Origin of the sequence: Pseudomonas izuensis, assembly GCF_002356535.2 — a bacterium.
Lineage (GTDB): Bacteria > Pseudomonadota > Gammaproteobacteria > Pseudomonadales > Pseudomonadaceae > Aquipseudomonas > Aquipseudomonas izuensis.
In genome coordinates this window covers 4304802-4324211 of record NZ_AP017423.2, presented here as the reverse complement: position 1 = coordinate 4324211, position 19410 = coordinate 4304802, and the positions used below count along the sequence as shown (strand labels likewise).

Here is a 19410-nt window from a genome sequence, read left to right as displayed (position 1 = left end):
CCCCCTCATGCTCGAGCATACAACCCTATGATTCCCTCCCTCGCCAGCATCGCCTCACGCCTGCGCCTCAAACAACTGCGCCTGCTGATTGCGCTGGATGAACGCGGCTCGTTGCACAAGGCGGCCGAGCAGATTTCCATTTCCCAGTCCGGCGCCACCAAGGCGCTGCATGAAGTCGAGTCGCTGCTCGGCATGCCATTGTTCGAGCGTCAGCCCCAAGGCCTGGTGGCCAACGAAATGGGTCGCTGCATGATCCGTTACGCGCGGCTGATCTACAGCGATGTCGAGCACCTGCGCGAGGACATGCTGAGCATCTTGCGCGGGCAGGGCGGGCGGCTGTCGGTGGGGGTGATCATGGGCGCGGTGCCGTTGCTGACCCGGGCCCTGACTGCACTGCGCCTCAAGCAACCGCAACTGGCCATCGAAGTGGTGGAGAACACCAGTGCGAACCTGTTGGGGCTGCTGGATCAGGGACGGTTGGACCTGGCCATTTGTCGCACCAGTGTCGGCCAGCGCTCGGACGCCTATGCCTGTATCGAGTTGAGCGAAGAGCCTTTGGCGGTGGTGGCCAGCAAGGACCATCCTCTGGCCGGTGCCACGTCGTTGCAACTGACGCAGTTGAGCAATTACCCCTGGGTGGTGTACCCCAAGGACATGCCGATGCGCCAGGCCCTGGAGCGCGAGCTGGAGGACGCCGGACTGGATATCCCGCGTTATCCGCTGGAGACCTCGTCGGTTTTTGCCACCATTCTGTTGGTGCAGCAGGACCCGGCTTTGCTGGCGGTGGTCCCGGCAGAAGTTGCCGGATTCTGTGCGCAGTTCGACTTATTGGTGACGCTGCCCTTGTCGATGCGCGCGCTGGTCGAGCCCTATGGCCTGATCAGCCGGGTCGGCGCCGATTTGCCTGCGGCGGCGAGCCTGCTGATCGACGAATTGCAGCCGTTGATCACTGCGTGATAACCGTCTACGCGGCCCCTGTGGGAGCGAGCCTGCTCGCGAAGAGGGAGTGTCAGTCACCATTGATGAGCCTGACACACCGCTTTCGCGAGCAGGCTCGCTCCCACAGTTTTTTTGCGGTGTTTGTCCGGGCTTATTTGATCGGCGAAAACGCCGCCGGCATCAGCAGTTTCGATTCCATTTTTTCCAGCATCGGGAACGCGATCGGTACGAAGCCTTCGAGCCAGTCCGGGTCCTGGTAAAGGGCGGCGCGTTTCTTGATGCGTTCGTCCAGGCTCTCGTAGGCCCAGAGGTGGATCACCTGGTTCAGTTCGCCGATTTCGGTGTACCACCAGCCCACCAGCGTGGTGTAGCGGGAGATCACCGGCAGGCCGTTTTCCTCGAAGTGCTTGAGGTAGGTCTGCATCTTGCCGATCTGGATTGTGTAGGTGCGCATTTCGTAGAACATGGGGGGGCGTCTCTTCAGGAATGAATGCCTTGTGAGGCGTTGCCGGTGAGTCGTTCGATGTCGGCGGATGCTTGTTCGTCCGTGAACAGTAATCAGCGTCGCGGGCGGTTGATAATGAAAAGGTCTGATCCGGTGATCACCCTTTGTCATCCCCGGTCTGAGGCTGTGCAGTGATAACGTGACCCCTTCGAACAGTCAGGAGCATCGTCATGGATTTGGGTATTTCGGGACGCTGGGCAATTGTCTGCGCCGCCAGTAAAGGCTTGGGCCTGGCCTGTGCGCGAGCCTTGGCGAAGGAGGGCGTGAACCTGGTGATCAACGCCCGTGGTGACGAGACGTTGCAGGCTGCCGCCGTGGAGTTGCGCCGGTTGGCGCCGGCCATCGAGGTGCGTACCGTGGCCGGGGACATCAGCACATCTGATGTGAGAGCGCAGGTACTGGCGGCATGTCCGCAGGTGGATATTCTGGTCAACAACGCCGGCGGACCGCCACCCGGTGACTTTCGTGACTGGCAGCGAGAAGACTGGCTCAAGGCGCTGGACGCCAACATGCTCACGCCCATCGAGCTGATCAAGGCCTGTGTCGATGGCATGGCCGAGCGCGGTTTCGGGCGCATCGTCAACATCACTTCCGGCGCGGTGAAAGCGCCGATCGATGTGCTCGGCCTGTCCAACGGTGCCCGCAGTGGCCTGACCGGTTTCATCGCCGGGTTGGCGCGTCAGGCGCGATTGGCGGGGAACAACGTCACGGTCAACAACCTGTTGCCCGGGCCGTTCGAGACCGAGCGTCTGCACAAAACCCTCAGCGCCGCCGCCGAAGCCAATGGCACCAGCGTCGAAAGCATCGCCGAACAACGGCGCAAACACGTCCCGGCCCAGCGCTTCGGCCAGCCCGATGAATTCGGTGCCTACTGCGCGTTCATCTGCGGCGCCCAGTCAGGGTTCCTCACCGGGCAGAACCTGTTGCTCGACGGTGGCAGCTATCCGGGCACGTTCTGATTTATCCAGCGCCGCAGATTCCCCGTAGGCGCTGTCGAGTGCAACGAGGCTGCGATCTTTTCGATTACCGGGAGTGAGGACTGGTTTGACATGAGCGTCGATATCGACAGCGTGGTGGTGGGCGCCGGGGTGGTGGGGCTGGCGGTGGCCAGGGCCCTGGCCATGAGCGGGCGCGAAGTGATTGTGGTCGAGGCCTTTGAGGGCATCGGCACGGGCATCAGCTCGCGCAATTCCGAAGTGATCCACGCCGGCATTTACTACCCTGGCGGCAGTCTCAAGGCGCAGTTGTGCGTGGAGGGCAGGCAACGCCTGTACGCCTACTGCGATGAGCGCCGAGTCAGTTATCAGCGTCTCGGCAAGCTGATCGTGGCCACCGATGAGACGCAGCACACAGACCTGCAACGGTTGCTGGAGCAGGGCCGGCGCAATGGCGTCGATGACCTGCAATGGCTGGACGCTACTCAGGCGCGGGCGCTGGAGCCGGCGTTGTCCTGCGTCGCCGCGCTGTGGTCGCCGTCCACCGGGATCATCGATTCCCATGGGCTGATGCTGGCGTTGCAGGGCGATGCGCAAACCCATGGGGCCTCGCTGGTGTTTCATACGCCGCTGTTGTCGGCTCGCTGCACCGAACAGGGTTTCGAGTTGCAGATGGGCGGCGCCGAGCCCCTGACCTTGAGCTGTCGTGAGCTGATCAATTGTGCGGGATTGTCCGCGCCCGAAGTGGCGAGTCGCATCGTGGGTCTGCCAGCGCAGCACGTCCCCACGGCGCGATTGTGCAAGGGCAGCTATTTCAGCTTCAGCGGCCGGGCGCCGTTTCGCCATCTGGTCTATCCGGCACCGGAGAGTGCCGGGCTGGGCGTGCACATGACCCTCGACCTCGGCGGCCAGGCACGGTTCGGGCCGGACGTGGAGTGGGTCGACACCGTCGATTACCACGTGGACCCCGCCCGGGCCGACGGCTTTTATGAGGCGATCCGCCGTTACTGGCCGGGTCTGCCGGATCACAGCCTGCAACCGGCCTACAGCGGCATTCGCCCGAAAATCAGCGGCCCGAACGAATCGGCCGCCGACTTTCGCCTCAGCGGTCCGGCCGAACATGGGCTGCCAGGACTGGTCAATCTGTTCGGCATCGAATCGCCAGGCCTGACCAGTTGCCTGGCGTTGGCCGAACACGTAATGAAGCAGCTTGCATAACCCCCTGTGGGAGCGAGCCTGCTCGCGATGAGCCTGAGAACGGCGCGGGGTGTCAGATTCCCAACGTCATCGTTGACGACCATCGCGAGCAGGCTCGCTCCTACAGTTTGGGGGACGACCGATAATCAGCATCCGCGCCGCTGCACGCAGATAGCGCTATCCTTGGAAGATGCGCTTATCGCCATCGGAGACATCTGATGATCAACGTACGCACTGCCCGCATGCTTGCCGATTACAAACAATGGGCCAACCAGCGCCTCTTCGACAACCTGGCGCAACTGCCACCGGGAGAAGTCGAAAAAGAACGCGCCGGGATCTTCAAGAACATGATCGGCACCCTTAACCATATCTACGTCGTTGACTGTCTCTGGCAAGCCCACCTCGAAGGCCGAGGGCACGGCTTCACCACTTCCCATGACGTGATCCATCCCACACTGACGGGCCTGCGCCTGGCGCAACAGGACGTCGATCACTGGTACTGCGACTGGACGGCCCGGCAAACCGATGCCTCGCTGGACAGGCCCGTGCGGTTCACCTTCATTTCCGGGGAAAGCGGCACCATGAGTGCCGGCGCGATGCTGCTGCATGTGGTTAACCACGCCAGCTATCACCGTGGCTGGATCATCCAGATGTACTTCGAAATCCCGGCCATGCCGCCCATGACCGACCTGCCGATCTACCTGCGCGAGACCGACCCGCATTTCAATTCGCTGAATGCGCCGGCAGTGGAGCCGACATGTGCTCCACAATTCGCGAGCGCAACCAACGTTCTGCCGGATCGTTATCGTTGACGCCGTTCCAGACCATGGACAGTTCGGACAGGTTGATCTCGAACGGCGCATCGTCGGCGCGCAGCTGGTCGCTGCCCCTGACCAGCGCGCAGGCCGCGTAATCCGGCACGGTGGCGAGCAGGTCAGTGCCGGCGAGCAAATCACGCAAACCGGCAAATTGCGGCACCGCCAGCACCACCCGCCGTGAACGGCCGATGCGGGCCAGGTCGGTGTCGATCGCCCCGGTCAGATCCCCGGAAAACGACACCAGCGCGTGGGGTCGTTCGCAATATTCATCGAGGGTCAGCGTGCCGGGACGGTTGTCGCCCCGCAGGATCTTCACGCTCAAATCCCGCAGTTTCTTGCGCTTGGCATTGGCCGGCAATTCCGTGGTGTAGCTGATGCCGACGGAAATCTCTCCGCTGGCGAGCATCGAGGACATCAACAGGTAATTCACCCGCCGCACCACCACCACGACGTTCTGCGCCTCTTCGCGGATTTGTTTGAGCAAGGGCGGAAACAGGCCGAACTCGGCGTCGTCGGACAAACCAATGCGAAACACATCGCGGCTGGTGGACGGGTCGAAATCCTTGGCCCGGCTGACCGCGCCGGAAATGGTGTCCATCGCCGGCTGCAATTCCTTGAGAATCACCAAGGCCCGCTGGGTCGGCTCCAGCACCCGACCGTTGCGCACCAGCAACGGGTCGTCGAACAAATCCCGCAAGCGCGCCAGCGCTGCACTGACGGCCGGCTGGCCGAGAAACAGCTTTTCCCCGGCACGGGTCAGGTTTTTCTCGAACATCAGGGTTTCGAAAATCACCAACAGGTTCATGTCCACGCGGCGCAGGTCGTTGCGGTTCATGGGGGAATTCTCGCGGGTTGCAGAATCTCTTCAGTAAAGCACCGAACCGTTTTTTTGTAGGAGCCAGCTCGCTCGCGACAAGCCTGAGTACGCCGCTGGGTGTCTGGCTTTACGCGTTATCGTTCACGACCTTCGCGAGCAGGCTCGCTCCCACAGGAGATCTATGGCGTTTACCAGAATCGGGTACAGCGCAGGTCCACTGTGGGAGCGAGCCTGCTCGCGATGAGGCCAGTCCATCCAGCGCAGATTTTACAGGCTGTGAACCAACTCGGGTTCGGTCAGCATCTTCCGGAAGGTCTCCACCAGTGGCCGCAAATTGACCCGGTGCCACGCCGCCCACAGGGGTCTGCTCAAGCAAATCCACGGCACTTCCCGCAGCACCACGCCCGGCGGTGCGTTGCGGCTCAAGCCTTTCTGAATCATGGCGATGCCCAGTCCCGAGGCCACCAGCGCCATGGCAGTGAAGGGGCCGGTGGCTTCCATGCGGATGTCCGGGGTGAAGCCGGCGCGGATGCAGGCGCTGACGAAGTCTTCGCGGTTGGTGAGGTTCTGGTGGTGCTGCACGCCGATCCACTCCTGAGCGGCGAGGTCGGCCGGGGTCAATATGGCCTGGCTGGCCAGTGGATGATCCGCGGGCAATGCCAGCAGCATCGGGTCGTCCAGTACCTGGAACCCCAGCAAGTCGGGGTCGTCATCGGTCGGCGGCTCACTGACCAGCGCAATATCCAGACTACGCTGTCGCAGACCTTCGAGTTGTTCGGCGGAGCTCTGGTTGTACAGCGCGACGTGCACATTCGGTCGGTCGCCGCGCAGCACGCGCAACGCATTGGGCAGGACGCCGGCGTGCATGGCGTTTTCGATGTAGCCGATGCACAGGCCGCCTTCTTCACCGCGACCCAGGCGCTTGCCCAGGGATTCCAGGCGATTGGCGTGGGTCAGCAGGGCGCGGGTTTCGGCGAGGAAGGTCTGGCCGTCGCGGGTCAGGCGAATGCGTTGCTGGCTGCGCTCGAACAGGGTCAGGCCCAGGCGTTCTTCGAGCTGGGCGATCTGCCGGCTCAGGGGCGACTGGGAAATGTGCAGGCGTTCGGCAGCGCGACCGACGTGTTCTTCCTCGGCGACGGCGACGAAGTAGCGCAATTGGCGGATGTCGATCATGTCAGACCTCTGGGGACTCAAGTGCTGCACATTATGTCTTGGACGGTCCGACCATCGCAATCTAGGATCTGCCCATCGGTAAGACAAATAACCGTTCCCTGTAGAAGCCGGCAAGTCGGCTCCTACAGGGTTACCAGACATTTGAGAGGAATCATTCATGAGCTTGAAAGACAAACTGCCCGGCGCGCTGGGTTTTGGCACCGCCCCGCTGGGCAACATGTTCCGCGCCATCCCCGAGGAAGAAGCGCAAGCCACCGTCCATGCCGCCTGGAATGCCGGTGTGCGTTACTTCGATACCGCGCCGTTCTACGGTTCGGGGCTGTCGGAAATTCGCCTCGGCGAAGCACTGTCCCGTTACAACCGCGACGACTATGTACTGAGCAGCAAAGTTGGCCGGGTGATTCTCGACGAAGTCGAAGACGCCGCCGCCCGCGATCTCGGTGAGAAGAGCGGGGTGTTCGAGCACGGTCGCCCGAACAAGATCGTCAACGACTACAGTGCCGACGCGACGATGCGTTCGATCGAAGACAGCCTCAAGCGCCTGCAAACCGATCGCCTGGACATTGTCTGGGTGCATGACATCGCCCAGGATTTCTACGGTGATCAATGGCTGGAGTATTTCAATCAGGCCCGTACCGGTGCCTTCAAAGTGCTGACCCGCCTGCGTGAAGAAGGCGTGATCAAGGGCTGGGGCCTGGGCGTGAACAAGGTTGAGCCGTGCGAACTGACCCTGGACCTGAGCGAAGCGCAGCCGGACGGTTTCCTGCTGGCCGGTCGCTACACGCTGCTGGACCATGATCGCGCCTTGCAGCGCCTGATGGACGCAGCGCTGGCGCAGAACGTCGAGATCGTGGTCGGCGGTCCGTACAGCTCGGGCATCCTCGCCGGTGGCGCGCACTTCGAATACCAGAAGGCCAGCCCGGCGATCATCGCCAAAGTCGAGCACATCAAACGCATTGCAGCTGCCCATGGTGTCGATATCAAAGCCGCTGCCTTGCAATTCTCCTTGGCCAATCCGGCAGTGGCGGCAGTGATTCCAGGTGCCAGCCGTCCCGAGCGGATTGCCGAAGACGTCGCCGCGTTGTCGGCGGTGATTCCCGCTGCCTTCTGGCAGGCACTGCGTGACGCGAAGCTGGTGTCCGAACGCGCCCCATTACCCATCATTGGAGCTTGAGCATGAAAATCGATCTGAGTGGAAAGCTGGCGATTGTCAGCGGCAGCACCGCCGGCATTGGTCTGGGCATCAGCAAGGCGCTGGCCGAATCCGGCGCTACGGTGGTGGTGATCGGTCGCGATTCGGCCAAGGTCGAGCAGGCGCTGGCGAGCATTCGCCAGCAAGTGCCGGGCGCTCAACTGCGCGGGCTGACTGCCGATCTCGGAACGGCCGAAGGTGCGGAAAAACTGTTCGCCGCCGAGCCACGAGCCGACATCCTGGTGAACAACCTGGGGATCTACAACGCGGTTGATTTTTTTGACACCCCCGACAGTGAGTGGACGCGGTTCTATGAGATCAACGTAATCTCCGGTGTGCGCCTGTCCCGGCATTACGTGCCGGATATGGTCAAGCAGGGCTGGGGCCGGGTGATTTTCCTGTCCTCGGAATCCGGCATCGCGATCCCGGCCGACATGCTCAACTATGGCGTGACCAAAAGCGCCAACCTGGCGGTGTCCCATGGCCTGGCCAAACGTCTGGCGGGCACCGGAGTGACAGTCAACTCGATCCTGCCCGGGCCGACCCTCACCGATGGTGTGGAGGAAATGCTCAAGGATGCTGTCGCCGCCTCTGGACGCAGCGTTCGCGAAGAAGCCGATGCCTTCGTGCGCAAGGCCCGGCCGAGCTCGATCATCCAGCGTGTGGCGGATGTCGAGGAAGTGGCGAACCTGGTGGCGTACATCGCTTCGCCGTTATCCTCGGCCACCACCGGCGCCGCCTTGCGGGTTGACGGCGGTGTCGTCGACAGCTTGGCCATCTGAACCTTTTTGATTAAGCGAGAACATTACATGGCAACAACTTCAGCATTTATCGACATCCCGGCCTCGGCTGATCAGGTCTGGCAATTGATCGGCGGCTTCAACTCGCTGCCTGACTGGCTGCCGTTCATTCCCAAAAGCGAACTCAGTGAAGGTGGACGCGTGCGCAGCCTGCAAACAGCGGACGGCGCGGTGGTGATCGAGCGCCTGCAGGCGTTCGACAATGCCGGGAAAACCTACAGCTACTCGATTGTGCAGGCGCCGTTTCCGGCGACTGATTATCTGGCGACGATCAAGGTTGAAGCGCAGGGGCAGGGTGCCCGGGTGACCTGGTCCGGCCGGTTTGAACCGGTGGGTGTGAGCGACGAGGAAGTGGTGGCGTTGTTTACCGGGATTTATCAGGGTGGACTTGAGGCATTGCGGGCCAACTACCCAACCTGAAATCACCGCCGTCCCCCTGTGGGAGCGAGCCTGCTCGCGAATGCAGTCTGACATTCAACATTACTGTTGACTGACACTCCGCTTTCGCGAGCAGGCTCGCTCCCACAGGTTTTTGTATCAAGCCGGGGTAATCAAACTCTCCCGACAATCGAGCACCAACCGCGCCCCACCCAATTCACTGGTCCCGACCTCCAGCGTAAATCCATGCAGGCTGACAATCGCCGCGACAATCGACAGGCCCAACCCGAAACCGCTTTTCAGGTTACCCGCTTCGGCGCGATAGAAACGCTGGAACACCGCCACCCGTTCAGACTCTGGAATACCCGGACCGGAGTCGAGCACTTCGATGCGGGTATACCCGTGCTCATCGACCCCACGCAAAATCACCCGGCCACCGGGCGGAGTGAATTTGATCGAATTGCTCAACAGGTTCGCCACCGCCTCGAACAGCAAGGCGCGATCGCCATTGAGCGATGGCAGTGACGCCGGCAGTTGCAGTTCAAACGCCAGGCCGTCGTCCTCCGCCAGGGGCAAATAAAACTCATGCAGTTCCTGCAGCAACGACACCGGATCGAGCTGCACAAAGCCGGAACGGCGTTGGCGATCCTCCAGTTCGGAAATCCGCAGCAATCCGCGAAAACGTGCCATCAGCGTGTCGGCCTCGGCCAGCACCAGGTCAAGCTGCGTCGCTTGCGCCGAGCCTTCGCCGGCCTGTTGTTGCATGCGGTAAAGCTGCGCCCGCAAGCGGGTCAGTGGGGTGCGCAGGTCATGGGCGATGTTGTCGCACACGCCCTTGACCTCGTGCATCAGACGCTCGATGCGTTCGAGCATGGCGTTGACGATGGCAGCAAGCATGTCCAGTTCATCGCGGCGGTTGGACAGTGGCAGGCGCCGGGTCAGGTCGCCGGCAACGATGGCTTCGGCGCTGGCCTGAATCCCGCGAATGCGCCGTAGTGGCCGGCGGCGCAGCAGGTGCCAGCCGACGATGCCCGGCAGGATGGTCAAGGTCACGCCCCAGAACAAGGCGTGGAGGATGATCCGGGTCACGGCAAATAACGAGCCGTTGTCCCGCACCAGGATCAGCCAGCGGCCGTCCTTCGTCTGGGTCGCCACCGCGTCGCAACTGTCGGCGGGCAGGGTCGGATCGTCGGACTCTGTGCAATCGTCGAGCATATGAATCATGCCGTCCAGCGGCAGGCCCTTGGGTATGTGACGCAGGGCTCCGTTGAGGTAACGATGCTCGGCATCGAACAGGCCATAGGCGTCGATGCCGCGAATGTCGAAGGTCATGCTGACGGCGAGGGCGTCCACCAATTGTTCGCCCTGGAAACGCGAAAACAGATGCTGGCGTTGCATCAGCGAGTGCTTGGCCAGGTTGTCCAGGTAAGCGGACACCTCGTAGTACATGACCCCCATGAGAATGCCGCTCCAGGTCACGAACAACGCACTGTAGAGCGCCAGCAGGCGACTGCTGGAAGAACGCCAGCCTTTAGACGGGTTCGGCAATGACATAACCCGAGCCTCGTACGGTACGAATCAACGGGACATTGCCAGGTGGGTCGATTTTCTTGCGCAGGCGTCCGATGTGCACGTCGATCAGGTTGGTACCGGGGTCGAAGTGATAGCCCCAGACCTCCTCGAAAATCATCATCCGCGACAGGATTTGCCCGGTGTTGCGCATCAGGAATTCCAGCAGCTTGTATTCAGTGGGCAGCAGCGTGAGCATCTGGCCATCGCGGCTGGCTTCGTGGCTGATCAGGTTCAACTCCAGGTCCGCCACCCGCAGCATGGTGGCCTGGGCGGTCACGGTGTTCTGCCGGCGCAGCAGGACCTCGACCCGGGCGGCCATTTCATCGGTGGCGAAGGGTTTGGTCAGGTAATCGTCGCCCCCGGCGCGCAACCCGCGCACCCGCTCGTCGACATCGGACAGGGCGCTGATCATCAGGATAGGCGTCGCCACGCCCATGGTCCGCAGGGTGGTGACGATCGCCAGGCCATCGAGCCCAGGCAACATACGGTCGAGGGTGATCAGGTCATAGTTTCCGCTGACCGCACGTTCCAGCCCCTCACGCCCGTTGTCGACCCAGTCGACGTCGAGGCCGTGGCTGCTCAGTTCGGCGACGATTTCCCGGGCGGTCACTGCGTCGTCTTCGATGGTCAAGATGCGGGTCATGGGGCTGGCCTGATTAGATGTTCACAACGATAGGCGACATTTTGCCAAGAAATGTACGCAGGCTTTCTAAATTAAAGTTCATGGATGCTGAAAAGATCGCAGCCTTCGGCAGCTCCTACAGGGATCGCGTTCTAAATGCAGGAGCTGCCGAAGGCTGCGATCTTTTGCTCTTCAATGCATAAAACCCGCTAAGCCTACCCGTTCGTTGCATCTTGCATGGGCGCGGGAAGTTCAATCTTTATAAGTTGCTGACGCAAGACGATTTATTCAAAAGACGTGACTGGCACGGCGACTGCAACGGCTCATTCGAGAGTTGTAACACCATCTTTCTGCCTGGAGCGATACAACGATGAATAGATCCTCTGATGGTTTCTATCCCGCCATAGATGACTCGACCACGCTCTCTGGCGTGTCTTGGGGCGCGATCTTCGCCGGGGCGGCGGCAGCAGCGGCGTTGTCGCTGATACTGGTGCTGCTGGGTTTTGGCCTGGGGTTTTCCGCGGTATCGCCGTGGGCCAATGAAGGCGTTAGCGCCAAAGGGTTGGGCATCTCGACGATTGTCTGGCTGGCCTTCACGCAAATCGTTGCCTCCGGGCTCGGTGGCTACATTGCCGGCCGGCTGCGGGTGAAGTGGGCTTATATGCATGGCGACGAAGTCTATTTCCGTGACACCGCCCACGGTTTTCTCGCCTGGTGCGTGGCGACACTGGTGACGGCCACGCTGGTGGCCGGTTCAGTCAGCAGTATTGTCAGTGGGGGTGTACAGGCCGGGGCGCACGTTGCCGGTGGTGCCGCCAGTGCCATGACCCAGGTCGCGGGCACGGCAGCTGCCAATACCGACAGCGATCAGTTCGGCTATTACATCGACAGCCTGTTTCGCGATGATCGTCCGACCGCCGTCAGCGATGATGCTGCCCGCGGCACCGTAACGCGTATCTTCATTCGTTCCTTGAACAACAATGGCCAACTGGCCGCCGAGGACCGTACCTACCTTGCACAACTTGTCGCGCAGCGGACCAACCTGACCCAGGCGGATGCCGAGCGTCGCGTCGATGAGGTCTACGCCCGCACGCAAAAAGCCGTGGCCGACACCAAACTGGCGGCACAACAAGCTGCCGACACCGCCGCCAAAGTCGCCGCCTGGACCACCTTGTGGATGTTTGTCGCGCTGTTGTTCGGCGCGTTTTTCGCCAGCCTCGCCGCAACGTTCGGCGGTCGTCGTCGGGATGCCGTGGTGTATCTGGAAACCGACACTTATGTGACCACTGCACCTGTTCGCTAAACCAGGAGAATTATCATGCGTTCATTACTGCTGTTCTTTCTCGGCGTGCCGATCCCGATCATTATTTTGATTGCGTTGTTCATGCACTGATAGATAGTTGCGCCGCTTCCGCCTTTTGGTAGAAGCGGCCTTTTAGCCTCTGGGACTGATAGTGCCTGTTGATCCATTCGCGAGCAGGCTCGCTCCCACAGGAGAATGCGATCAACTGTGGGAGCGAGCCTGCTCGCGAAGAGGTCAGATCTGACGAAGCAAATCTGTCAGTCAATCGGCGTATCGATAAACACCTCAAGCCCCTCGGCATAGTCAGTGAACGCAGCGATCCTCGGGAATTGCTCAATCGGCACCTGATCCGGCAACACATAATGGGTAAAGCTCCACGCCACCGCGAGGGTGATGCCAGCCTGGTCAATCGAGCCATCCGTTTTCAACGGTTGCTTTTCCAGTTCCCGCTCCAGCGCCTTATAGGCTGCCGCGAGTTGCCCCTCGACTCGCTCGACCCACGGCTTATATTGAATTTCCGCTGGCCGCAGGTTGCGCTCGTAATATAGCTGCACCGACTTTTCGCTCGCCGCCAGCGCCAGTCCGATCAGGCGCAGCGAGCGCAGGCGCTGTTCGATGCCCGTGGGCATCAAGCTGCGGTCAGGGCTGGCCAGGGTTTCCAGGTAGTCGATGATCAGGGTGGAGTCCATCAATACTTCACCATCATTCAGCACCAGGGTCGGTGCCTTGACCACCGGGTTGATTTGCTGGAACTGCTCGAAGGTCCTGAACACCGAGACCGATTCGTGCGCAAGATCGATGCCCAGTCGCTTGGCAGAGATGGCCACGCGCCGCACAAAGGGAGAATCCAGCATGCCGATCAGCTTCATTTAACCGCTCCTTGATATGGCCATTTCGGGAGGAACAACCTTAGCCAAGCCTGCGCGACCTGCAAGCGGGGGCCCTGCCGCGCAGCCGTTTGTCTTCTATATACCTCCCCTGAATGGAATTTCTTGCTATAAACGCACTCCGATATCCGCCTGGATGCCTGTCATAGAGCATTTTCGAGGCCTTGTCGGACAAATTCGCTGTCTTTTCAGTTGCTGAGGCCTCAAGTCGGCCTTAGACTGCCGCCCCTCGTAAATTGAGTGCCGGGTGGCGCTTGGAACAAATGGCGCCTTTCCGATGGCCTGCCCAGGTCCGCCGGAACGCTCCCTTATTCGCCTTAATGCACGTTTTTTTATAGAGATATCAATGACAAAGGACAAGTTGCTGGCCATGCCGGCGGATGACTACATGAATGCCGAGCAACATGCTTTTTTCTCCGAGCTGTTGCAGAACATGAAAGTCGAAACCCATGAGCGCATCGAACAGAACCGCATCGCCATCGAGAGCCTGGACACCCCGGCCGATCCGGCTGACGCGGCGTCCGTGGAAGAAGAGCGCACCTGGCTGGTGAACGCGATCGATCGCGATCAGCGCATGCTGCCTCAGTTGGAACAAGCTTTGGAGCGTATTAAAGAAGACAGCTTCGGCTGGTGCGACGACAGTGGCGAGCCTATCGGCCTCAAGCGCCTGCTGATCAGCCCGACCACCAAGTACTGCATCGAAGCTCAGGAACGTCACGAACAGATCGACAAGCACCAGCGTCAGGCCTGATTCGGCGTCGCCCCCATCGCGGGCAAGCCCACTCCCACAGGATCATCGTGAACCCTGTGGGAGCAGGCTTGCCCGCGATGCTTTTTGTCGTCCGCGAAATTTTCTGTTGATTTGCCGCAACACCCGCGACTAAAGGCTTATGGATAATGGCCTTTTGGTGGCGTTCAATGCGAAAACAACAATTAGAAGATGTTTGGGGTGATTACGATGACGAGAGACGGCTCTGCGGTTGCAGCGGTGCCTGCGCCAATACGTTTGCCGAAAAACCGCTGGCTGACACCGACGTTGCAGAGCATCGCCCTGATGCTGTTGCTATGTGGCATGACGCTCGGGGGCTGGCCGCTGTATGTTGGCCTGCCACTGGCTGTGCTGATTGTCTGGCTGCCGCGCCTGCGGTCACGCGCAGCCCCTGAAGCCGCGCCTGCCGATACGGCCGACACCATCGGCGCGTTGACCCGCGATCTTTCCTTCACCACCAGTCATAACGCACTGTCCGCCGCCGGCGTGGCCTTTTCGGTCAAGCAACTGGCGGACAAACTGCAATCGCAACTCGGCGCCGCAGCACAAATCGTCAGCAATGCCGAAGTGATGATCGCCACCGAACGGGCCACTTCGACCCTGAGTCGCGAGGCGCTTGGCGCCGCGAGTGAGGCGCACCAGAGTGGCGCGGCCGGGCGAAGCGAGTTGATCGAGTCGATTGCGCGGATGCACCGACTCAGCGAGCGGGCCAATAGCAGCCGTGAATTGATCGAAGCCCTGAGCCTGCGCAGTGACGACATCCAGCGCGTAACCCTGGTCATCCAGTCCATCGCCAGCCAGACCAACCTGTTGGCCTTGAACGCTGCAATCGAAGCGGCGCGGGCTGGAGAACACGGTCGTGGCTTTGCGGTGGTGGCCGACGAGGTGCGCGGTCTCGCCGCGCGCACGGCGACCGCGACCGGCGAAGTCGGCGAGATGGTGGCCGATATCCAGCAACGCACGGCACAAGTGGTGGAGCAGATCCGCCAGCTGTCCAGTGACCTCGACATCGGTGTCGAGCAGGTCGAGCACACCGGGCAGCACCTGGAAAACATCGCCCGCCTGGCAGCCAGCGTCGAAGGCCAGGTCGGGGAAATTGCCCGCGGTGCCGAAACCAATCGCGAACAACTCGATAGCCTGTTTCACGCCATCGAGCAGATGCGCAGTGACCTGGCCATCAGCGATCAACAGACCCGGCGCCTGGCCGAGGCCGCGGTACAGATGGAAGGCCAGGCCGAAACCATCAGCGAACGCCTGGCCGAGGTTGGGTTGGACGAGTATCACCAGCGAATCTATGACCTGGCCCGGGAAGGCGCGAGTCAGATCGCGGCGCGTTTCGAAGCGGACATCGAGGCCGGTCGCGTCAGCCTCGATGACCTGTTCGACCGCAATTACCAGGCGATTGCCGGCACCAGCCCGGCCAAGTACCAGACGCGCTTCGATCGCTACACCGATCAGGTATTGCCGGCGATCCAGGAACCGCTGTTGCCGCGCCATGAAGGCCTGGTGTTCGCGATTGCCTGTACCCAGCAGGGTTATGTGCCGACTCACAACGCAGTCTTTAGCCAGCCGCTGACCGGTGACGTTCAGGTCGATACCTTGCACAACCGCACCAAACGCAAGTTTGCCGACCGCACCGGGATTCGCTGTGGCAGTCATCAGCAGGCGGTGTTGTTGCAGACCTACACGCGTGACACTGGGGAGCTGATGCATGACCTGTCGGTGCCAATTGTGGTCAGGGGGCGGCATTGGGGTGGGTTGCGGTTGGGGTATAAACCGCAGAAGCCTCGCTAGTAGTGGGTTTGGATTTGGGGTGGTGTACATATCCGTTACTTTGGTAACGGCTGCGCCGGGCGGCGTTCCGTTTTTCCAAGTGACTCGCTGTAAAAGCGAAACCGTCAGTCGCCGTTACCGCAGAAACGGATATGCACACCCAATCTTTCCAATCCAGAAACCGCAGATTGTTACAACTTCGGCAACGAAGCTCTACAAAGTCGTTATTGTTTGCGCACCGCTCGACTCATTACCATACCTACATTGTTAGGTAGCTAACGGAGTTGAGGGGCCAACATGCAAACCAAAGTAGATGTCGCGGTGATGATCGGCACCGGTGTGCCCGCCAGTTTGCGAGCCTTGGGCCAGAACGTGTGCTGGGTGGTGCTGTTGAACGGCGAACGCCGGGGTACGGCATTTTCCAGTCGCGAAGAAGCGCAGGAGTGCAAGGCTGCCTGGTTGGCGCAATTGAACGCCGACATCCCGGACAGCCTGCATTGAGCCTTTGGTCAATGTACCTGGTGCATGCGCAGGTTCAGGTCATCGACAACCCGCGCCCAGTCGGCGTCTTCACGCAATTGTTCTTTCAGGAAACCTGACTGTTGCGGGGTCCAGAACTCGGCGTCGATGAGTTTTTTGTCGTCAGGCAGCGGTGAATGGCTGGCGATGAAATCGTCGATAGCGTTCTGAGTGGAGTCCAGGCCGAGCTGATCGAACAAACCTTTCAAGTCGTGGGTCGGGGATTCCATGTTCATCTCCTGGCAGGGGTGAATCGAGTTTGAAGCCTGAAGGACGGCTCCCGTACTTCTGAGGGGGCCGAGCTTCAGGAGTTCGAAATCAATATTCAAACGCAGAAGTGAGCATAGACCGCAAACCCGCCCCTCAGGCTTTCAAGGCACCGGCATCGACGGCCGCCTTGAGTTCCTTCGCAGACTCCAGCGCGGCGAGGGCGGCGGTCTCCGTGGACTTGAACCAGCGGTCTTTCTCGACCTGGTGGTAAGTTACGGTTTTCAGCGGTGGCTTGGCGCGCATGACAATCACGGCCTGGAACTCGCCATCGACCTCTCTGGCTTCGCCCCGGATAAAAAACTCGCCGATATCAAATTCCGTCACGTTGCTGCCTTCCCCTGAAAATATATTGTTGTGTTCAACGACGCCCACCGTGGCGGGACGCGATTGATTGGTCGGGCAGTATGGCAGCAGTTGCGGGCCGGCGGCTGAGTTAAGTCGTCGGCATGACGAAACGTCTCTAAGAATGAAGAGGCACCTTGTGTCAAATACGTGACTCGAGCGAGCGGGCGAGGGCGCAGGCTTCGTTATGATCGGTGCGGAAACCTCTTACATGCCCAGTGGACGTTTCCTTGATATGGAAGAACGCATTGCCGGCCAGGATCACCTGAAACCTCGGAAGAACGGGGACCTGGAACTGAAGTTCGGCGTGTTGCAACACCTCCGGACGTGGAATGGGTGGAGGTGTCAGGGTATGGGCGAAGTGTGTCAGCGTGCACATGGGAAGTCCTTTTCGTTGTTTTACCGACGTATGCACGTCGGTATGGGTAGTCTCGGTGAGCATGGCTGCTCTAGAATCACCCTCACTGGTAGGTGATCGATGTTTATCTAAAGCAATTTTCGGCTGGCGATATGTCAGAAAAGTGCTTTTTTTTAAGAGTTTTTTCCCTGAAGTCGATAGTCCGTATTTCTCTGGCCGTACAAAGGGCGTTTTCCTTCAACCTTTGACGAATGCCAGTCAGGACGAGGCGAGCGGCGTCCAGTAGTCTGCTCAAGCCTCGGGATAGATGAGCGCTCTGCCCATCAGGATCTCGACCCGGGTTTATCTGTTTACACCGTCGGCATTGCCGCTTTTTTCGGCTGTACGTTTTTTATGCGTGCAGCATCATTTTCAGATGTGGGGATGGTTCCTTGGCAGTAAGTAATCTCGATATGCATGCTTTGTTCGTGCTGGGTGATTTGCGCGCAAAGCTGGTTAAACAGTTTCAGTCACGTTTCGTTTACATCACCGAACAGAACGCCGAAGGCATCTACGTCGCCGAGATCGACACCGAATCGGCGCTGGTGGTGGATGACAAGCCGGGGCTCAAACTCAAGGTCGGTGACCATTTCAGCGCCTCGGTCCTGCCCAGTCGCGAAGGCGGCAAGCTGGAAATCAAATTCCGCGAAATCAAACTGACGGTCTACGGCCTGGGTGACTACGCCTTTGTGACCACCGCCGACGGCGAGGCCATAGTGTTCAAGGAAGGCCACAGCGCGGTGACGGTGTTTGCGGCCCACCAGCAGTTGCAGGAAGGCCTGACCAAGACGCTCAAAGCCGTTACCGCCAAGGCCGCCAAGTGGCGCAAGGGCGAACTGGTGACGTTCAAGGCGAGCGAGTAATGAGCCTCACCCGCGCCGGTTTCCACCAACAGAACCAGGCCAGCGCCCAGGTCGAAGCCCGGCGTTTGTTCGAGCAGAAAACGGTTCTGCGCGGGGCCTGGCTGAACTGGGTGGCGTCACAGCTCTACGAGTTGCGCCCGGCGGAATACGCCGGCATGGTCAGGCGAGAGCTGATGCGTTTGCAGGACGTTTCCGAAAATTAGTCCGATCTCCTCGAAAGCAGGAACCTCTACTACAGTCAGATGACTGAATGTTCAGAGGCTTTGCGGTCTTCTGCCAGGCCATCCTGCGATTGCTGTGAACAGCACGAGGTGCAAAAGCATGAAAGGTTTTCGAGGGTTGCTGGCCGCTGTCCTGGCCACTTGCGGATTGTTGGCTTTACCCGTTCCGGTGCTGGCCGCCCAGGCGCCGATCCATTTCGCCGACCTGAACTGGGAAAGCGGCAGCCTGATCACCGATATCCTGCGGATCATTGTCGAAAAGGGCTATGGCCTGCCGACCGACACGCTGCCGGGCACCACCATCACCCTGGAAACCGCTCTGGCCAACAATGACATTCAGGTCATTGGCGAAGAGTGGGCCGGGCGCAGTCCGGTGTGGGTCAAGGCCGAGGCCGAAGGCAAGGTCGCCAGTCTCGGCGACACGGTCAAGGGCGCCACCGAAGGCTGGTGGGTGCCGGAGTACGTGATCAAGGGCGACTCGGCCAAGGGAATCAAGCCCATGGCGCCGGATCTGCGCGGTGTCAGCGATCTGCCCAAATACAAGGACGTGTTCAAGGACCCGGAGGCGCCGAACAAGGGGCGCTTCCTCAACAGCCCCATCGGCTGGACCTCGGAAGTGGTCAACAAGCAGAAGCTCAAGGCTTATGGGCTGGACGACAGCTACGTGAATTTCCGCAGCGGTTCAGGGGCGGCACTGGACGCCGAGATCAGTTCGTCGATCCGCCGGGGCAAACCGGTGCTGTTCTATTATTGGTCACCGACGCCATTGCTCGGGCGCTTCAAACTGATTCAGCTGGAAGAGCCGCCGTTTGATGCCGAAGCCTGGAAAACCCTGACCGACGCCGACAACCCGAACCCGAAACCTACCCGGTCGCTGCCTTCGAAGCTGTCCATTGGTGTGTCGTCGCCATTCCAGAAGCAGTACCCGCAGATTGCCGAGTTTTTCACCAAGGTTGATTTTCCCATCGACCCGCTGAACAAGGCGTTGGCCGAGATGAGCGAAAAACACACCGCACCGCGTCAGGCGGCGGAAGATTTCATGAAGAAGCATCCAGATGTGTGGAAGGCCTGGGTGCCCAAGGATGTTGCAGACAAGGTGGCTGCCGAGTTGAAGTGAT

The 19410-nt window shown here is 60.3% G+C and carries 23 protein-coding genes; 14 read left to right on the top strand and 9 right to left on the bottom strand.

Annotated features, from left to right (window positions below; genetic code table 11):
• Nucleotides 1-27: 27 nt before the first annotated feature.
• Nucleotides 28-957, top strand: a complete 930-nt coding sequence (locus LAB08_RS19015) for a LysR family transcriptional regulator (RefSeq protein ID WP_096510244.1) — start codon at nucleotides 28-30, stop codon at nucleotides 955-957.
• Nucleotides 958-1090: 133 nt separating this feature from the next.
• Here LAB08_RS19015 and LAB08_RS19010 read toward each other — a convergent pair whose 3' ends face one another.
• Nucleotides 1091-1405 (bottom strand): NIPSNAP family protein, encoded by a 315-nt coding sequence (locus tag LAB08_RS19010; protein ID WP_096510245.1) that lies wholly within the window; start codon nucleotides 1403-1405, stop codon nucleotides 1091-1093.
• 209 nt (nucleotides 1406-1614) lie between these two features.
• Between LAB08_RS19010 and LAB08_RS19005 the strand changes: the two genes are divergently transcribed.
• The 3 genes from LAB08_RS19005 (at nucleotide 1615) to LAB08_RS18995 (ending at nucleotide 4388) form a co-directional block, all read left to right on the top strand.
• Complete coding sequence (locus tag LAB08_RS19005; RefSeq protein WP_096510246.1) at nucleotides 1615-2403, top strand: SDR family oxidoreductase; 789 nt, start codon at nucleotides 1615-1617, stop codon at nucleotides 2401-2403.
• A gap of 90 nt (nucleotides 2404-2493) precedes the next feature.
• Entirely contained in the window at nucleotides 2494-3597 is a 1104-nt protein-coding gene (locus tag LAB08_RS19000) for an NAD(P)/FAD-dependent oxidoreductase (RefSeq protein WP_096510247.1), read from the top strand.
• A 197-nt stretch (nucleotides 3598-3794) separates the two neighbouring features.
• The gene (locus tag LAB08_RS18995) at nucleotides 3795-4388 is read left to right on the top strand and encodes a DinB family protein (RefSeq protein WP_096510248.1); all 594 of its coding nucleotides are present in this window, start codon (nucleotides 3795-3797) and stop codon (nucleotides 4386-4388) included.
• Here the strand turns inward: LAB08_RS18995 and LAB08_RS18990 are convergent.
• Nucleotides 4300-5229 carry a LysR substrate-binding domain-containing protein gene (locus LAB08_RS18990; RefSeq protein WP_096510249.1) on the bottom strand — a complete coding sequence of 310 codons (930 nt, stop codon included), beginning with the start codon at nucleotides 5227-5229 and terminating at the stop codon, nucleotides 4300-4302. The genes LAB08_RS18995 and LAB08_RS18990 overlap by 89 nt on opposite strands.
• Nucleotides 5230-5478: 249 nt before the next feature.
• Nucleotides 5479-6384, bottom strand: coding sequence for a LysR substrate-binding domain-containing protein (locus LAB08_RS18985; RefSeq protein WP_096510250.1), 906 nt, complete (start codon nucleotides 6382-6384; stop codon nucleotides 5479-5481).
• 157 nt (nucleotides 6385-6541) lie between these two features.
• Here LAB08_RS18985 and LAB08_RS18980 point away from each other — a divergent pair, with 157 nt between their 5' ends.
• Genes LAB08_RS18980 through LAB08_RS18970 form a run of 3 tightly spaced genes read left to right on the top strand, consistent with a single transcriptional unit; the run spans nucleotide 6542 to nucleotide 8796 of the window.
• Nucleotides 6542-7558, top strand: a complete 1017-nt coding sequence (locus LAB08_RS18980) for an aldo/keto reductase (RefSeq protein WP_096510251.1) — start codon at nucleotides 6542-6544, stop codon at nucleotides 7556-7558.
• Nucleotides 7559-7560: 2 nt separating this feature from the next.
• Nucleotides 7561-8358: an SDR family NAD(P)-dependent oxidoreductase gene (locus LAB08_RS18975; RefSeq protein ID WP_096510252.1), complete on the top strand. Its 798-nt coding sequence runs from the start codon at nucleotides 7561-7563 to the stop codon at nucleotides 8356-8358.
• Between the two features lie 27 nt (nucleotides 8359-8385).
• Nucleotides 8386-8796 (top strand): SRPBCC family protein, encoded by a 411-nt coding sequence (locus LAB08_RS18970; protein WP_096510253.1) that lies wholly within the window; start codon nucleotides 8386-8388, stop codon nucleotides 8794-8796.
• A gap of 117 nt (nucleotides 8797-8913) precedes the next feature.
• Here LAB08_RS18970 and LAB08_RS18965 read toward each other — a convergent pair whose 3' ends face one another.
• Together LAB08_RS18965 and LAB08_RS18960 are read right to left on the bottom strand one after the other, a co-directional pair.
• Nucleotides 8914-10308, bottom strand: a complete 1395-nt coding sequence (locus LAB08_RS18965) for a sensor histidine kinase (protein WP_096510254.1) — start codon at nucleotides 10306-10308, stop codon at nucleotides 8914-8916.
• Nucleotides 10286-10969 (bottom strand): response regulator transcription factor, encoded by a 684-nt coding sequence (locus LAB08_RS18960; protein ID WP_096510255.1) that lies wholly within the window; start codon nucleotides 10967-10969, stop codon nucleotides 10286-10288. Before LAB08_RS18960 ends, LAB08_RS18965 begins: the two co-directional genes overlap by 23 nt.
• Before the next feature lie 349 nt (nucleotides 10970-11318).
• Between LAB08_RS18960 and LAB08_RS18955 the strand changes: the two genes are divergently transcribed.
• A complete protein-coding gene (locus LAB08_RS18955) occupies nucleotides 11319-12251 on the top strand; it encodes a hypothetical protein (RefSeq protein ID WP_096510256.1) in 933 nt (310 codons plus the stop codon).
• A 257-nt stretch (nucleotides 12252-12508) separates the two neighbouring features.
• Here the strand turns inward: LAB08_RS18955 and LAB08_RS18950 are convergent, their stop codons facing one another.
• Complete coding sequence (locus LAB08_RS18950; RefSeq protein ID WP_096510257.1) at nucleotides 12509-13120, bottom strand: glutathione S-transferase; 612 nt, start codon at nucleotides 13118-13120, stop codon at nucleotides 12509-12511.
• A 364-nt stretch (nucleotides 13121-13484) separates the two neighbouring features.
• Here LAB08_RS18950 and LAB08_RS18945 point away from each other — a divergent pair, with 364 nt between their 5' ends.
• The 3 genes from LAB08_RS18945 to LAB08_RS18935 all read left to right on the top strand — a co-directional run bounded on the left by LAB08_RS18945 (nucleotide 13485) and on the right by LAB08_RS18935 (nucleotide 16181).
• Nucleotides 13485-13889 (top strand): TraR/DksA family transcriptional regulator, encoded by a 405-nt coding sequence (locus tag LAB08_RS18945; RefSeq protein WP_007935965.1) that lies wholly within the window; start codon nucleotides 13485-13487, stop codon nucleotides 13887-13889.
• Between the two features lie 189 nt (nucleotides 13890-14078).
• Nucleotides 14079-15701, top strand: coding sequence for a methyl-accepting chemotaxis protein (locus LAB08_RS18940; protein ID WP_436799336.1), 1623 nt, complete (start codon nucleotides 14079-14081; stop codon nucleotides 15699-15701).
• Between the two features lie 276 nt (nucleotides 15702-15977).
• On the top strand, nucleotides 15978-16181 hold the full coding sequence (locus tag LAB08_RS18935) for a hypothetical protein (RefSeq protein WP_096510258.1): 204 nt from the start codon (nucleotides 15978-15980) through the stop codon (nucleotides 16179-16181).
• An 8-nt stretch (nucleotides 16182-16189) separates the two neighbouring features.
• Here the strand turns inward: LAB08_RS18935 and LAB08_RS18930 are convergent, their stop codons facing one another.
• The 3 genes from LAB08_RS18930 to LAB08_RS18920 all read right to left on the bottom strand — a co-directional run bounded on the left by LAB08_RS18930 (nucleotide 16190) and on the right by LAB08_RS18920 (nucleotide 17190).
• The gene (locus LAB08_RS18930) at nucleotides 16190-16429 is read right to left on the bottom strand and encodes a DUF2789 domain-containing protein (RefSeq protein WP_096510259.1); all 240 of its coding nucleotides are present in this window, start codon (nucleotides 16427-16429) and stop codon (nucleotides 16190-16192) included.
• A gap of 133 nt (nucleotides 16430-16562) precedes the next feature.
• Nucleotides 16563-16793 carry a hypothetical protein gene (locus tag LAB08_RS18925; RefSeq protein ID WP_096510260.1) on the bottom strand — a complete coding sequence of 77 codons (231 nt, stop codon included), beginning with the start codon at nucleotides 16791-16793 and terminating at the stop codon, nucleotides 16563-16565.
• A gap of 160 nt (nucleotides 16794-16953) precedes the next feature.
• A complete protein-coding gene (locus tag LAB08_RS18920) occupies nucleotides 16954-17190 on the bottom strand; it encodes a hypothetical protein (RefSeq protein ID WP_096515305.1) in 237 nt (78 codons plus the stop codon).
• 431 nt (nucleotides 17191-17621) lie between these two features.
• Here LAB08_RS18920 and LAB08_RS18915 point away from each other — a divergent pair, with 431 nt between their 5' ends.
• The 3 genes from LAB08_RS18915 to LAB08_RS18905 all read left to right on the top strand — a co-directional run bounded on the left by LAB08_RS18915 (nucleotide 17622) and on the right by LAB08_RS18905 (nucleotide 19409).
• Entirely contained in the window at nucleotides 17622-18071 is a 450-nt protein-coding gene (locus LAB08_RS18915; protein WP_172901582.1) for a hypothetical protein, read from the top strand.
• Nucleotides 18071-18274, top strand: a complete 204-nt coding sequence (locus LAB08_RS18910) for a hypothetical protein (RefSeq protein WP_096510262.1) — start codon at nucleotides 18071-18073, stop codon at nucleotides 18272-18274. The genes LAB08_RS18915 and LAB08_RS18910 overlap by 1 nt, the downstream gene beginning before the upstream one ends.
• Before the next feature lie 118 nt (nucleotides 18275-18392).
• A complete protein-coding gene (locus tag LAB08_RS18905; RefSeq protein WP_096510263.1) occupies nucleotides 18393-19409 on the top strand; it encodes an ABC transporter substrate-binding protein in 1017 nt (338 codons plus the stop codon).
• The last annotated feature ends 1 nt before the right edge of the window (nucleotide 19410 follow it).

Coding starts and splice junctions, on each gene's coding strand:
- LAB08_RS19015 (WP_096510244.1), top strand. CDS start 28: ATGATTCCCTCCCTCGCCAGCATCGCCTCACGCCTGCGCCTCAAACAA.
- LAB08_RS19010 (WP_096510245.1), bottom strand. CDS start 1,405: ATGTTCTACGAAATGCGCACCTACACAATCCAGATCGGCAAGATGCAG.
- LAB08_RS19005 (WP_096510246.1), top strand. CDS start 1,615: ATGGATTTGGGTATTTCGGGACGCTGGGCAATTGTCTGCGCCGCCAGT.
- LAB08_RS19000 (WP_096510247.1), top strand. CDS start 2,494: ATGAGCGTCGATATCGACAGCGTGGTGGTGGGCGCCGGGGTGGTGGGG.
- LAB08_RS18995 (WP_096510248.1), top strand. CDS start 3,795: ATGATCAACGTACGCACTGCCCGCATGCTTGCCGATTACAAACAATGG.
- LAB08_RS18990 (WP_096510249.1), bottom strand. CDS start 5,229: ATGAACCGCAACGACCTGCGCCGCGTGGACATGAACCTGTTGGTGATT.
- LAB08_RS18985 (WP_096510250.1), bottom strand. CDS start 6,384: ATGATCGACATCCGCCAATTGCGCTACTTCGTCGCCGTCGCCGAGGAA.
- LAB08_RS18980 (WP_096510251.1), top strand. CDS start 6,542: ATGAGCTTGAAAGACAAACTGCCCGGCGCGCTGGGTTTTGGCACCGCC.
- LAB08_RS18975 (WP_096510252.1), top strand. CDS start 7,561: ATGAAAATCGATCTGAGTGGAAAGCTGGCGATTGTCAGCGGCAGCACC.
- LAB08_RS18970 (WP_096510253.1), top strand. CDS start 8,386: ATGGCAACAACTTCAGCATTTATCGACATCCCGGCCTCGGCTGATCAG.
- LAB08_RS18965 (WP_096510254.1), bottom strand. CDS start 10,308: ATGTCATTGCCGAACCCGTCTAAAGGCTGGCGTTCTTCCAGCAGTCGC.
- LAB08_RS18960 (WP_096510255.1), bottom strand. CDS start 10,969: ATGACCCGCATCTTGACCATCGAAGACGACGCAGTGACCGCCCGGGAA.
- LAB08_RS18955 (WP_096510256.1), top strand. CDS start 11,319: ATGAATAGATCCTCTGATGGTTTCTATCCCGCCATAGATGACTCGACC.
- LAB08_RS18950 (WP_096510257.1), bottom strand. CDS start 13,120: ATGAAGCTGATCGGCATGCTGGATTCTCCCTTTGTGCGGCGCGTGGCC.
- LAB08_RS18945 (WP_007935965.1), top strand. CDS start 13,485: ATGACAAAGGACAAGTTGCTGGCCATGCCGGCGGATGACTACATGAAT.
- LAB08_RS18940 (WP_436799336.1), top strand. CDS start 14,079: ATGTTTGGGGTGATTACGATGACGAGAGACGGCTCTGCGGTTGCAGCG.
- LAB08_RS18935 (WP_096510258.1), top strand. CDS start 15,978: ATGCAAACCAAAGTAGATGTCGCGGTGATGATCGGCACCGGTGTGCCC.
- LAB08_RS18930 (WP_096510259.1), bottom strand. CDS start 16,429: ATGGAATCCCCGACCCACGACTTGAAAGGTTTGTTCGATCAGCTCGGC.
- LAB08_RS18920 (WP_096515305.1), bottom strand. CDS start 17,190: ATGTGCACGCTGACACACTTCGCCCATACCCTGACACCTCCACCCATT.
- LAB08_RS18915 (WP_172901582.1), top strand. CDS start 17,622: ATGCATGCTTTGTTCGTGCTGGGTGATTTGCGCGCAAAGCTGGTTAAA.
- LAB08_RS18910 (WP_096510262.1), top strand. CDS start 18,071: ATGAGCCTCACCCGCGCCGGTTTCCACCAACAGAACCAGGCCAGCGCC.
- LAB08_RS18905 (WP_096510263.1), top strand. CDS start 18,393: ATGAAAGGTTTTCGAGGGTTGCTGGCCGCTGTCCTGGCCACTTGCGGA.